10 protein-coding genes, 1 pseudogene and 1 riboswitch are annotated in these 13,214 nt (G+C 64.9%); of the genes and pseudogenes, 10 read left to right on the top strand and 1 reads right to left on the bottom strand.

What is annotated here, in order from left to right:
• Nucleotides 1-13: 13 nt before the first annotated feature.
• The 10 genes and pseudogenes from E4P29_RS02425 (at nucleotide 14) to E4P29_RS02380 (ending at nucleotide 11,241) form a co-directional block, all read left to right on the top strand.
• Entirely contained in the window at nucleotides 14-646 is a 633-nt protein-coding gene (locus E4P29_RS02425) for a hypothetical protein (protein ID WP_135041559.1), read from the top strand.
• A 14-nt stretch (nucleotides 647-660) separates the two neighbouring features.
• A riboswitch (SAM riboswitch) is annotated at nucleotides 661-754 on the top strand.
• Nucleotides 755-974: 220 nt separating this feature from the next.
• Nucleotides 975-2,585 carry an ABC transporter substrate-binding protein gene (locus E4P29_RS02420; protein WP_135041557.1) on the top strand — a complete coding sequence of 537 codons (1,611 nt, stop codon included), beginning with the start codon at nucleotides 975-977 and terminating at the stop codon, nucleotides 2,583-2,585.
• Nucleotides 2,582-3,562 (top strand): ABC transporter permease, encoded by a 981-nt coding sequence (locus E4P29_RS02415; RefSeq protein WP_135041555.1) that lies wholly within the window; start codon nucleotides 2,582-2,584, stop codon nucleotides 3,560-3,562. The genes E4P29_RS02420 and E4P29_RS02415 overlap by 4 nt, the downstream gene beginning before the upstream one ends.
• Nucleotides 3,555-4,451, top strand: a complete 897-nt coding sequence (locus E4P29_RS02410; protein ID WP_135041553.1) for an ABC transporter permease — start codon at nucleotides 3,555-3,557, stop codon at nucleotides 4,449-4,451. Before E4P29_RS02415 ends, E4P29_RS02410 begins: the two co-directional genes overlap by 8 nt.
• Nucleotides 4,448-6,046: an ABC transporter ATP-binding protein gene (locus tag E4P29_RS02405; RefSeq protein WP_135041551.1), complete on the top strand. Its 1,599-nt coding sequence runs from the start codon at nucleotides 4,448-4,450 to the stop codon at nucleotides 6,044-6,046. The genes E4P29_RS02410 and E4P29_RS02405 overlap by 4 nt, the downstream gene beginning before the upstream one ends.
• The gene (locus E4P29_RS02400) at nucleotides 6,039-7,118 is read left to right on the top strand and encodes an LLM class flavin-dependent oxidoreductase (RefSeq protein ID WP_135041549.1); all 1,080 of its coding nucleotides are present in this window, start codon (nucleotides 6,039-6,041) and stop codon (nucleotides 7,116-7,118) included. The genes E4P29_RS02405 and E4P29_RS02400 overlap by 8 nt, the downstream gene beginning before the upstream one ends.
• 2 nt (nucleotides 7,119-7,120) lie before the next feature.
• Nucleotides 7,121-8,485: an NtaA/DmoA family FMN-dependent monooxygenase gene (locus E4P29_RS02395; protein ID WP_135041909.1), complete on the top strand. Its 1,365-nt coding sequence runs from the start codon at nucleotides 7,121-7,123 to the stop codon at nucleotides 8,483-8,485.
• Nucleotides 8,482-9,222, top strand: coding sequence for a DUF1684 domain-containing protein (locus E4P29_RS02390; RefSeq protein WP_245154113.1), 741 nt, complete (start codon nucleotides 8,482-8,484; stop codon nucleotides 9,220-9,222). The genes E4P29_RS02395 and E4P29_RS02390 overlap by 4 nt, the downstream gene beginning before the upstream one ends.
• Nucleotides 9,219-10,343 carry an LLM class flavin-dependent oxidoreductase gene (locus E4P29_RS02385; RefSeq protein ID WP_135041547.1) on the top strand — a complete coding sequence of 375 codons (1,125 nt, stop codon included), beginning with the start codon at nucleotides 9,219-9,221 and terminating at the stop codon, nucleotides 10,341-10,343. Before E4P29_RS02390 ends, E4P29_RS02385 begins: the two co-directional genes overlap by 4 nt.
• A gap of 32 nt (nucleotides 10,344-10,375) precedes the next feature.
• A pseudogene (locus tag E4P29_RS02380) lies at nucleotides 10,376-11,241 on the top strand (NADP-dependent oxidoreductase).
• Between the two features lie 133 nt (nucleotides 11,242-11,374).
• Here the strand turns inward: E4P29_RS02380 and E4P29_RS02375 are convergent.
• On the bottom strand, nucleotides 11,375-13,189 hold the full coding sequence (locus tag E4P29_RS02375; RefSeq protein WP_135041545.1) for an FAD/NAD(P)-binding protein: 1,815 nt from the start codon (nucleotides 13,187-13,189) through the stop codon (nucleotides 11,375-11,377).
• Nucleotides 13,190-13,214: the final 25 nt, after the last annotated feature.

Here is a 13,214-nt window from a genome sequence, read left to right as displayed (position 1 = left end):
GGGGATGATCGACATGAACGACTCGTGTGGCTTTGCACTGTCGTGCAGTTCGCCGAAGGACATGATCACCCGACTCCAGTTCGGTACCGCCGACCTGTGGCCCGAGAACGCGGCGCTTCCTGTCCGCTGGCGCTACATGGCCGATCTGGTGGACTCCGATCGAGGCGTTCTCGCCGAACTCGACGGTTCGGTGTCGACTCCGGTGTCGGATGCTCTCGCTGCGGCTGCGGAACTGTGCAGGCAATCGGCCGATGAGCCTGTGCCTGCCGGCGACTGGGCGCTCCTCGGACGTGCGTTGGCCTGGCTCGGCTCCGGCGGTTCCGATATCGATCGCGCACTGGTTGCCGTGGGAGAAGAGCTGACACTGATCGGTCTCGACGGTGCAGAACAGGACTTCTCTATCGCGACCTGGCTCTGCATGGACGTCCTCGTCCGATTCGCTACCGCCGGTGGAGCAATCGAGTACTGGGTCCTGCGCGTGAATGCCTCAGGGCTGAAAAAGTGTGAGTCGCAGAAGGATTCGGAGTCCTGCAGGAGTGGAGACGCCGGCCGTCCGAACGGTAGGTGTCGTTCCAGCCACGCTTCTCGAGTCTGTGGTCGGCGGGTTTTGCTACCCCGGTTGGCAACCGAGCCGACGCTCTCGTAGTATCGGAAACCGTAGGACCATCCAGAGCGACCGAGAGACCTGGCTCTATGACGTCGCAGCAACCCCCCGCTCGTCGGGTGAGGGTGCTACCGCCGGGACCGATGGAGGAATGCACGTGAACACCCGAGTTGCCGCAGGCTTCGTCAACGGTTGCCGCCGTCTTCATGTCGATCTGTGCCGCCTCAACGGTTCGACCTGTCGCAGCTGACATTTCGTCACAACTCGTACTTCACTCCTCACCTCATCATCTGCACGCACTCCTTCCTGGGCACCCCCAGCTCGGACGCAGGGCTGTGCGCGCGATCGACCAGATATCGGAGACACCTACGTGTCCACTCGTCCTGCATTCCTGGTGGCCGGCCTGATCGCCACTACAGCCACAGTCCTCGCCGGGTGCGCCGGTGGTGCCGCCACCACGGCCGCCGACGCCGGTCCGGCCCAGCCCGGCGGGACTCTGCGTTACGGCTTGTCCGGGGCCCCGACCTGCTCGGATCCCGCCCAGTCCGGCACCAACCAGACCATTTACGTCACCCGTCAGGTGGTCGATTCACTCACCGATCAGAACCCCGAAACCGGTGAGATCGAACCGTGGCTGGCCGAGCGGTGGGAGGTCGGTCCCGACGCGAAATCCTTCACATTCACGCTGAAGGACGGCGTCACCTTCAGTGACGGCACGGCGCTCGACGCGGCGGCGGTGAAGGCGAATTTCGACGCAATCGTCGGCCTGGGCGCAGCGAAGGCACCGTTGGCGGCGAGCTACCTGACCGGATACCAGGGCGCGACGGTGGTCGACCCCTCGACGGTGCGCATCGACTTCGCAGCACCGAATGCGCAGTTCCTGCAGGCGAGTTCGACCCCACAGCTCGGAATACAGGCGCTCGCTACCTCCGACCGATCGGCGGAATCGCGGTGCTTGGGAACCAACATCGGGTCCGGGCCCTTCACCTATGCCGACTACCAACAGGATCGATCGGTCTCGTTGGCCAAGCGGACCGGATACAACTGGGGTTCAGCGGTATTCGGTCACACCGGCGAGGCCTATCTCGATCGCATCGATTTCACCATCGTGCCCGAGTCGGGCGTCCGCACAGGAAGCTTGTCCTCCGATCAGCTGGACGCTGTCAGCGACGCATTGCCGCAGGACGCTCCGCAGATCGAAGCGACCGGCGGCCGAATTCTGACTACCTCGAACCCGGGAGTTCCGTTCGGCATTCAGCCCAACGTTACGCGCGGTGCGTTACAGGATCCCGTCGTGCGGGCCGCACTGGTACCTGCCATCAACCGGCAGGAGCTCGTCGACACCGTACTGGGGCCCGATTTCGAGCCGGCGACCAGCGCGTTGGCCAGTGCGACGCCGGGTTACACCGAACTAGCCGGAGTGACCTACGACCCGGACAATGCCAAGGCGTTGCTCGACGCGGCAGGGTGGATTCCCGGATCGGACGGAATCCGTGAAAAGGACGGGCAGAGACTGAGTTTCGAGGTCATGTACTCCGCCGTGTTCGCGGGGAACCAGGCGATCCTGGAGTTGACGCAGCAGCAGCTCCGTGCGGTCGGCGTCGACCTGCAGCTCGAGTTGGTGTCGACGTCCGAGGCGACAGCACGTCAGGGCACCAAGGACTACGACTCCACGTACTACAACAGCACCCGCGCCGACGGCGACATTCTGCGCACTACGTTCGCCGTGGACGGACGAAACCTGAACGCGCGCGGCCCGATTCCCGATCTGGATGCATCGCTGACCGATCAGCTCTCGACCACCGACGTAACAGCGCGCAACGACATCCTCGCCACCGCGCAGCAGCAGGTGCTCGACAACGGACTGTGGATCCCCACCATCGAACTGTCGCAGGCCGTCGGCGCGGCGTCGAAAGTGCAGGACCTGAAGTTCGAGGCCTCCGCTCGACTGCAGTTCTTCGATACCTGGCTGAGCGCATGATCCGGTACCTCGGGCAGCGCGTACTGCAGGCAGTGGCAGTGCTGTGGGCCGCGTTCACCATCTCGTTCGGCGTGCTGTTCCTGCTGCCGTCGGACCCGGTCAGTCTCGCTGTCGACTCGGCCGGTTCGGGCACACCGGTCGACGCGGCGGCCGTCGCAGAATTGCAGGCCCGCTACGGTTTGGACCAGCCGGTGTGGGTGCAGTACTGGCATTCGCTGACCGGGGCTGTGCAGGGCGACTTCGGATTGTCCATCGCCACCGGACAACCGGTGACGACGGCCATCCTCGGTGCCGTGCCGAGCACGCTCGGCCTCGCAGGCACCGCACTGGTATTGGCGGTCGTGTTCGGGTCGGCACTGGCGTACGCCGCGACGTACACCCGAACGCCGTGGCTGAAGAACCTACTGTTCGCACTCCCGCCGCTCGGGGTGGCAGTACCGACCTTCTGGGTGGGACTGCTGTTACTGCAACTGTTCTCGTTCCAGTTGAGGTGGTTCCCAGCCTTCGGTGACGCGGGAGCAGCTGCGCTGGTGTTGCCTGCGGTCACTCTGGCACTGCCGACCGGTGCGGTCATCGCTCAGGTGTTGGCCACCAGCATGTCGACTACCTGGAAGCAGCCGTTCGTCGATGTCGCTCGCGCCAAGGGCGTCTCGCGACTACGGGTGCAGACTCGGCACATAGCGCGGCTGTCGTCCATCCCGGCTTTCACGATCGCGGGTGTGTTGGTGGGGACGCTGCTCGCCGGATCGGTCGTCGTCGAGACGGTGTTCTCGCGGGCCGGAGTGGGACGGTTGACCCAGACCTCGGTATTGGCCCAGGACATTCCGGTGGTACAGGGCATCGTGGTGCTGACCTCGCTGGTGTTCGTTCTGGTGAACCTGGCCGTGGATCTGCTCTATCCGCTGATCGACCCGCGCATCGTGCGCGAGTACAAGCCTGCGCGCGCAGTCGCGGAACCGGAGAAAGCCCATGTCTGACATCTTGATACGTGATCTCCGGATTCAGGCGGAGGCGTCGCCCAAGGCAGAGCCGGTGCCGTCGACAGCTCGGCGTCGCCGGGTTGTGCAGGACGTCCTGAAGCACGTGTGGCTTGCCTTGTCCGCGCTCGTGCTGCTGCTCGCGCTGGGATTCGCACTCTTCCCATCCGTGTTCGCGAGCGGAGACCCGTTGGTAGGCGTGCCTGCCGACAAGCTCCAGGCCCCCAGTGCGGCACATTGGTTCGGCACCGACAACATCGGCCGTGACGTCTTCACCCGCGTGGTCCACGGATCCGGTCTGTCGTTGACTGCGACACTGCTCGCGGTCGGCATCGCACTGGTCGTCGGATCGCTCATCGGCCTGATCTCCGGGGCAGTCGGGGGCTTCGTCGACGCCGTGCTGATGCGCATCGTCGATGTGCTGCTGTCGATTCCGACGCTGTTGCTGTCGCTGGCCCTGGTCACAGCGCTCGGCTTCGGAACCGTCAACGTCGCTATCGCCGTGGGGGTCACCCTCATCGCCAACTTCGCCCGGGTCATGCGGTCGGAGGTGTTGCGTGTGCGTCGGTCGCTGTATGTCGAGGCGGCGTACGCCTCGGGTGTTCGATGGTTCGACGTCTTCCGCCGACACATCCTCCGCAACTCGTACGGTCCCGTGATTGCCCTCGCAGCAGTCGAATTCGGTATGGCGGTGCTCGCGGTTTCGGCGTTGAGCTTCCTGGGATTCGGCGCTGTTCCGCCGACACCGGAGTGGGGATCGCTGATCTCCGAGGGTCGGAACTTTCTGGCCACCGCGTGGTGGATGACCACCCTGCCGGGGCTGGTGATCGTGGCAGTCGTCCTGTCCGCGCACCGTCTCGGGCACGCACTCGAAAGGCGATCGGAATGAGCCCCATCCTCGAAGTCGACAACCTCTCGGTCGGCTACGGCACGACGACGGTCGTGCGCGGAATTTCGTTCACCGTCGAACGCGGCGAGGTGCTTGCCGTCGTAGGCGAATCCGGTTCGGGAAAATCCACCACCGCACACGCGGTCATCGGCTTGCTGGCCGGCAACGGTCGGATCCACAGCGGTTCGGTGACCTTCGACGGCCGGCGCCTGGACACCGCGTCGGACAAGACACTGAATCGGTTGCGCGGTCGGCATATCGGGCTGGTCCCGCAGGATCCGACCACCTCACTGAACCCCGTCGTACGCGTCGGAGATCAGGTGGCCGAGGTGCTCCGTGTGCACGGGCTGGCAGACCGGCGTACCGCGAAGCTCGAGGCGATACGCATTCTCACCGAGGCGGGCCTCGACAATCCCGAGGTGCGGGCACGTCAGTACCCGCAGGACTTGTCCGGTGGACAGCGGCAGCGGGTACTGATCGGTATCGCTCTCGCCTGCCGTCCCGAACTGGTGATCGCCGACGAACCGACCAGTGCCCTGGACGTCACCGTGCAACGACGCATCCTCGACCATCTGGATGCCCGCATTGCCGAGACGGGCGCCGCGGTTCTGCTGATCACGCACGATCTGGGCGTTGCGGCCGATCGCGCCGACCGACTGGTCGTCATGAGTGGTGGTGAGATCGTCGAAACCGGTCCGACTGCAGAGGTGCTGGCGAACCCCACCCACCCCTACACACAGAAGCTGCTCGCGGCCGCGCCGTCTCTGAACTCGACGCTCCGTCCGGCCAGGACCGTGGCGGGTGATCCGATTCTGTCCGTCTCGTCGGTGTCGAAGCGTTTCGCCATCGGACGAGGCGTTCACCTGGATGCGGTGCGAGACGCCACGATCACGGTCGAGCGGGGTCGAACCGTCTCTGTCGTCGGCGAATCCGGTTCGGGGAAGTCCACCCTAGCGCGTATCGCGATCGGTCTGGAAACACCCTCCGCGGGCACGGTCACGTTCGACGGAATCGACGTCACCGGACTTCGTGGCGCGGCGAGGCGGGAACTGCGGCGTCGAGTCCAGATCGTCTACCAGAACCCGTACGCATCATTGAACCCCAAGTTGCGCGTAGGCGAGATCGTGCGAGAACCGCTGGACGCGTTCAAGGTCGGGACGTCCCGAGACCGCTCGGCGCGGGCCGCGGAACTGCTCGACCAAGTGGCTCTGAGCAGTGACCACCTGGCGCGACGCCCGGCCGAGTTGTCCGGCGGTCAGCGTCAACGCGTCGCAATCGCTCGGGCACTGGCGTTGGCACCGGAGGTGGTGGTGCTCGACGAGCCCGTATCGGCCCTGGACGTCTCGGTGCAAGCGCAAATTCTCTCGCTGCTCGGCGACCTGCAATCCGAGTTCGGTCTGAGCTATCTGTTCATCTCGCACGACCTGGCCGTGGTGCGCCAGATCAGCGACACCGTGGCTGTGATGCAGTCGGGTGTGATCGTCGAATACGGCAGCACCGCTTCGATATTCGACAACCCCCAGCAGGAATACACCCGCGAGTTGCTCGCGGCCATCCCAGGAACAGCGACACAGAGAGTGGGTACCGGTGTCTGACAAGCTTTTCGTCACCGCAATCGAACCGAGGGGAACCGGCGCACATCCACAGGCATGGCGGCGACAGGATTCTCGCGCCGAGGAAGTGTTCACCGCGGCATTCTGGATCGATCAGCTCCGCGCGGCCGACCTGGCCGGGATCGATCTGGTATTCCTCGCAGACTCCTTCGCTTCCCGGACCCTCGAGGCGGTTGCCGTGGCAGCCCGGGCTGCTGCGCTCACCGAACGCATCGGTTTGATCCCGACGGTCACCGTCACCCACACCGAGCCGTTCCACATCTCCAAGCAGATCGCCAGTCTGGACTTCGCCTCGCACGGTCGCGCAGGTTGGCAGGTCGAGGTGTCCGGCGGCGCGGAGCAGGCAGCACTGTTCGGGCGTAAGGGCGAGCAGGACGAAGAGAGCCTGTGGCAGGAGGCCGACGAGGCCATCGAGGTCGTCACTCGGCTGTGGGACAGCTGGGAGGACGACGCCGAGATTCGAGACGCTGCGACGGGTCGGTTCGTGGACCGAGACAAGTTGCACTACATCGACTTCCAAGGTGAGAACTTCTCGGTCAAAGGGCCGTCCATCACGCCGAGGTCGCCTCAAGGACAGCCGCTGGTAGCAGTGCGCGCCCACTCCGCCGAATCCACCGCGGTGGCGGCGGCCAGAGCGGACATCGTGCGTATTGCTGCGGACTCGATCGAGGACGCAGCTGCCCTCGCAGCGCGTGTTCGACGGGCCGTCGTGGCCGAGGGGCGCGACCCGGTGGACGTGTTCGTGCTACTCGACGTCGAGACCTTGGTGTCGGAGACCGCGGCCGAAGAACTGGCGCAGCTCGACAACTGGGCGGGTCGGGTACGTTCGCCGCAATCGCTGCAGTACGTGGGCGACGTCGCTGGGCTGAACTTGCTACTCGGAGCGGCCGAATCCTCGGGACTGGATGGGGTCACCCTCGTGCCGCTCGCGCTTCCGTCGGGAGTGAAGACACTCCCGGCCACGGACAGTAGAACTGGAGCGACGGTGCGCGAGCGCCTCGGCCTGGCTCGTCCGACAAATCGTTTTGCAGCACCCGAAAGGAACAGTCGGTGACGATCTCGAAGCGGACCAAGAAGCAGATCCACCTCGGCGCGCATTTCCCTGGCGTCAACAACACCACCGTCTGGACCGACCCGGCGTCCAAGAGCCAGATCGAATTCGACTCGTTCGTCCACCTGGCCGAGTCCGCAGAGCGTGGGCTGTTCGACTTCTTCTTCCTCGCCGAAGGTCTGCGACTGCGCGAGCATCGCAACAAGATTCACGATCTCGACGTCGTCGGCCGCCCGGACACGCTCACGGTGTTGAACGCGTTGGCATCGGTGACGACGAAGCTCGGACTCGCCGGGACGATCAACACCACGTTCAACGAGCCCTTCGAGCTCGCCAAGCAGTTCTCTTCGCTGGACCACCTGTCCGACGGGCGCGCGGCGTGGAACATGGTGACCTCGTCCGACGCGTTCACCGGAGAGAACTTCCGACGCGGTGGCTACCTCGACCGGGCCGACCGCTACGTGCGAGCGAACGAGATCATCGACGTCGCCCGAGAGTTCTGGGATTCGTGGCAGTCCGATGCGTTCGTCGTCGATCGGGATCGAGGAGTCTTCGGCCGAGAATCCGAGATCCGCACGGTCTCGCATTCGGGTCCTCAGTTCGATGTGACGGGCCGTTTCACGTTGCCGCGCAGTCCGCAGGGACACCCGGTGTTGTTGCAGGCCGGCGATTCCGACGAAGGTCGTGAGTTCGGTGCGGCCAAGGCGGATGCGATCTTCACCATCCACGGGACGCTGGAGGACGGGCAGAAGTTCTACACCGACGTCAAGGGAAGGTTGGCCAAATACGGCCGCGAGCACGCCGACCTGAAGGTGCTGCCCGCCGCCACGTTCGTCCTCGGGGACTCGGCCCAGGATGCAGCCGAGAAGGCCGACCATATTCGGCACCAGCAGGTCAGCGGCAAGACTGCCATCTCGTTTCTGGAGCAGGTGTGGGGACGAGACCTGTCCGAGTACGACCCGGACGGACCGCTGCCCGACGTCGAGCCGAGTGGTGACGTGAGCATCACCCGTGGTCGCGCTCGCCATGGTGACCCGAGAACCCTTGCGCAGCAGTACCGTGAGCGTGCCGAGACCGAGAATCTGAGCATTCGGGAGCTCATCATCGCGGTGACGACCCGGCAGCAGTTCGTCGGGACGCCGGCACAGGTAGCAGAGGACATCGACAGCTACGTCCAGAACGATGCGTGCGACGGGTTCATCCTCGTCCCGCACATCACGCCGGCCGGGCTCGACGAGTTCGTCGACAAAGTCGTCCCACAGCTGCAGGATCGCGGTAGTTTCCGTACCGAGTACACCGGGAGCACGCTGCGTGATCACCTCGGTCTGCGTCACCCGTACCAACAGCGTGAAGGAGTGCGAGCATCGTGAGTGAATTCGAGCAGGACTGGAAGCAGTGGCACGCGGACCGGGAGTCGTCCTACGGCGATCCATTGGGATGGTTGTCGTTGACCGGATTGTATTGGCTCACCGACGAGTTCGAGATCGTTGCCGATCTGCCCGGCCGATGGCGGGCCGATGCGGACTCGGTGACCGTCGAGGGAGTGGACGGGGTGACGACTCTGAATCCGGTGGAGGGTGCGCCCGGGATTCTCGTCGACGACGGTGAACGCCGTATCGAGGTCATCCGCCGCACCAGCGCGGTAGCGCTACGGGTACACGATCCGAAGGCCTCGACCCTGCAGTCCTACAACGGAATACCGGCCTACGAACCCAACGAGGAGTTCGTCGCCCGCGCCACGTTCACGCCCTACGACGCGCCGGTCACAGTGACGACAGGTGCCGTGGTCGAGGGTCTCGAACACCACCACACTGCGGTGGGCACCCTGGATTTCGAGCTGGCCGGCACGGCCCAGCGGTTGGTTGCGTTCGGCGGCAACGGCACTGGTCTGAAGGTTCTGTTCACCGATGCCACGAGCGGGGTCACCACGTACCCTGCAGCGCGGATCCTCGCTGTGGCGGAACCCGAGGGTGGCTCCGTGGCAGTCGATTTCAATCGAGCAGCGAACCTGCCGTGCGCGTTCACCGACTACGCGACGTGCCCGGTCGCGCCGGCGGAGAACCGGCTGACGGTGGCTGTAGAAGCAGGGGAGAAGACGCCCGGATGACGCGCGTGCCGCTGTCCGTTCTCGACCTGGCACCGATCAGCGCTGGGTCGAGCACTGCTCAGGCGCTCCGAAATTCGCTCGATCTGGCACGACAGACCGAAGAGTGGGGCTACGAGCGCTACTGGGTTGCCGAGCATCACTTCGTCGCTGCGGCCAGTTCTGCGCCTGCCGTACTGGTGGGTTTGATTGCGGCCGCCACCAACCGCATTCGAGTGGGATCGGCAGCGGTGCAGTTGGGCTACACCACGGCCGCAGCGGTGGTCGAATCGTTCGGCACCGTCGATGCGCTGTACCCCGGACGCATCGACCTGGGGGTGGGGCGGTCGGGCCGGCGTCGAGCGGACGCGCTGGTCGGAGCAGAAGCCCACGACCGGACCGACTCCGCGCGGACAGTGGAGGGCGTGCTGTTTCCGGCTCCGTTCTCGCAGGCAGCGCTGCTGGAATCGCCGCGACTGGCGGCCTCCCTCGGCGCAGTCCGACAATCGCATGCCCAGAGCCCGGATTTCGCCGAACAGCTCGACGACATCACCGCGATGCTGTCCGGTACCTACGAGCGCGACGGGGTATCGCTGACAGCATGTCCGGGTGCGGGTGCAGAGGTCGAACTGTGGTTGTTCGGAAGCAGTGCCGGGGTCAGCGCGAGGGAAGCAGGTAGGCGGGGATTGCCGTTCGTCGCCAATTATCACGTCAGTCCCGGTACGACGTTGGATGCAGCGCAGGAGTACCGCGATGCGTTCGTTCCTTCCGCGACGCTGTCCGCGCCCTATCTCGCGGTATCGGCCGATGTCGTGGTGGCCGACACCGATTCGGACGCCCGTGAATTGGCGGCATCCTTTCCGCAGTGGGTGCACAGTATCCGTAGTGGTCACGGTGCCATCGAATTCCCGGACCCGAAAACGGTCGGGACTCTGACGGACGAGCAGTACCGGTTGGTCGCCGACCGCGTGGAGACGCAGTTCGTGGGATCTGCAGCAACGGTGTCGGACAGGCTCATCGGCCTCCAGAAGGCGACCGGTGCAGACGAACTCGTCGTGACCACGGTGACCCACGATCACGCCGACCGTTTGAATTCGTACGAGTTGCTGGGCAGAGAATGGGGACTGCCGCGGCTGCGCGTGTAGTTCCGAACGGCGTCACCCGAGAGAGGAAGAGCATGACTCGAGTAGCAGTAGCAACGGAATTCGGTGGACCCGAGGTTGTCGAGATCGTCGATCGCGCAGTACCCGCGCCCGCCGCGGGCCAGGTGAGCGTCGAAGTCAAGGCCATCGGGGTCAATCCGATCGACTACAAGCTCTACAGCGGCGCGTTCGGTAGTGACCGATCGACTCTGCCGCTTCCACTGGGCAGTGAGGCGGCCGGAGTTGTCGTCGCAGTGGGTAACAACGCGGAGGGGCCGAATGGACCTGTCTCCGTGGGAGACGAGGTGATCGTCTTCGGTGCCAAAGGCGCGTACGCCGAGAAGATTCTGGTGCCTGCATCCTCGGTGATTCCGAAACCGTCGACGTTGGACTGGAACGCTGCCGCCGGACTGCTGTTGGTGGCGGGTACCGCCTACGACACCGTCGAGACGGTCGGTGTGTCCCGCGGCGACACCGTTCTGGTGCACGCCCGGAAAATCATGCTGCGCTGCGCGAATACGGTGCCGTGCCGATCGAGTACGGCGAGGGCTTGCTCGACCGCGTACGGGCGGCAGCACCCGACGGCATCGATGCGGCGATCGATACCGTCGGCACCGACGAGGCGGTGGACGTATCCCTCGAATTGCTCTCGGATGCATCGCGTTTGGTGACGATCGCTGCGTTCGAGCGCGCCGGGACGGAAGGCTTCCCCTCCGTCGGCGGCGGGAACCCGAAGAGCGCCGAACGGCGGCGGGACGCTGCACCGTCGTTGGTACAGCAGGCCGGAGCCGGGGATTTCGAGGTCACGGTCGCCAAGACGTTTCCCCTCGCCGATGCGGCGAGAGCGCACGCCGAGCTGCAGTCGACGCACCCGCGTGGCAAGTTCGTCCTGATTCCTTGACGAGTACACCGGGCGCAGAACGCTTCACGAGCTCGTGCTCGGACCGATGAACTCCTCGGTCACTCCCTGGGTGATGCCGTCGCGGTGCCGATTGCCGGACTGCGCATTGCCCAGGGAGGTCGACCGGATCGGTTCAGCGGCTGTGCCGCAGTAGTTCTGCCGCGAGCTGGTCGTTGTGTCGGAAGAACCCGGCGTTGGTCCTCGGCCGCGGAAAGGCACTCGACCACGTGTGTCCGGCGACCCATGGACCCACCGCGTAGCGGTTCTCGGCCGCCTCTCCCGACGCGGTGATCAATCGGGAGCGTCCGTCGACTGCTACTTTCGCGGCGCTGTGCTCGGTGGCGCGGATGTCGGTGATGTCGCCGCGCGCATGCAGGGTGCGAAGCAATTCGTCTCCGGCGGCGGCGATCGATGCGACGGGTAAGCGCGCGTCGATCAGTGTTGCGGCGTGCACCACCACATCGTGTGCAGAGCTACGGGCAACGAACGACCCGTTCTCCGGGGAGAAGGTGACATCGGGGCCGAGGAAGTGAACGATGTTCGCCCGGCTGAGAGCCAGGAGTTGTTCGAGCCGTTCAGGTGGCGGACCGCTCGCGACGAAACTGAAGAACGAGTGCAGCCACCCTTCCACATCGCCTGCGACCGACTGCGCCGGAATGCGCCCGCGTCGCAACAACTCTCCGATGGTCATGTACACCGACAGCAGTGCCGAGAAGACGGCGGCATCCGAGCTGTAGTAGGGATCTGCTCGACGACGAAGGTCGGTCTCGATGTAGGTCTGCAGCTCGGTACCTACCTCGTCGAGTCCCTCGAAACGCCGTCCGGCAAAGGGCTTGTCGAGCCGTGTCAGATCGAGGCGGTCCTCGTCCTTCGGAACGAATTGCTCCACGAAGGCGGTGAGTTCCTGCGATCCCCAGGTGATCTCGCTCAATCCGATCTCGAACTCCGGCCAGGAGCGGACTGTTCGCTCGGGGTGGGCCGTGAACAGCTCGTAGTAATGAGCCCAGGCCAGTTCTTTGGATGCGAGCGGCCAGATTTCGTCGCGGAAGTGCAGAGGGCCGTGGCCGGGGAACGCGTCGGCGGTGAAGAACTTCGGCAGTGGCGGGCGCGCCGCGGCGATGTCGTAGGAGATCTTTGCGTGGTACGGAACTCCGCGCCGCGAACCCGCATAGAGAATCGGTTCGCGGCCCGAGGCGGTGTACTCGAGCACGCCGCCCGCGTTGCGGGCGAACGATCCACCGCGAGTTTCCGCGAGCAACACCATCCAGTCGATGAATGCCAATCCGAGCCCGGCAATCAGCACCGGTTCTCCCGCAGGCACTCGGCTGGGATCGAGATCTGCGGTGTATCCGGGACCGATGTACGTCAGCCCATGGGTTCGGGAGAACTCATCGAGCTGTGATTCACGTTGCGATGCAAGCGCATCCGGATGTCCCTGCGCCAAGAGCACGACATCGGCGTGGATGGTCGACCCGTCGTCGAGTAGTAGTACCTGGTCGGCGGTCAGATCCGCCACCCGTGCTCGATGAACGTGAACGTGCGTGTCGGTGTCGGTAACGGCGTGTTCGAACACCCAGCTGAGGTAGCGACTCTGCAGGGTCCGTGACGCGAAGGAGTGCGGACCGAAATCGCGAAGTTCGTCGTGTAGTTCGGGGTCCTGGCGCAGAGTGTCGGCATGTTCCAGAACCCACTGCGCCAGAGTCGGACCGGGGCGGATCGGACCGTCGACGACGGTGGTGTCGTCGGTGAACATGGTGACGTCGGCAGCCACCGAATTCATCCACAGCAACGGTGGTTGACTGCTACGCCAGATGCGACCGGCCCCCGGAGGGAACGGATCGACGACGTGGATGTGCAGCTCCGCATCGGACCGGCGCGCCAACAGTCGTTCGAGTACACCGGTGCCGCGTGGACCCGCTCCCACAATGGCGATAGTGAACGATTTCACCGGCGGCCCTCCATCTGGCACTCTC

This window comes from Rhodococcus sp. 1R11, assembly GCF_004563845.1.
Lineage (GTDB): Bacteria > Actinomycetota > Actinomycetes > Mycobacteriales > Mycobacteriaceae > Rhodococcoides.
The sequence above is the reverse complement of the archived record's forward strand: the minus strand, read 5'-3'. Positions and strand labels throughout refer to the sequence as shown.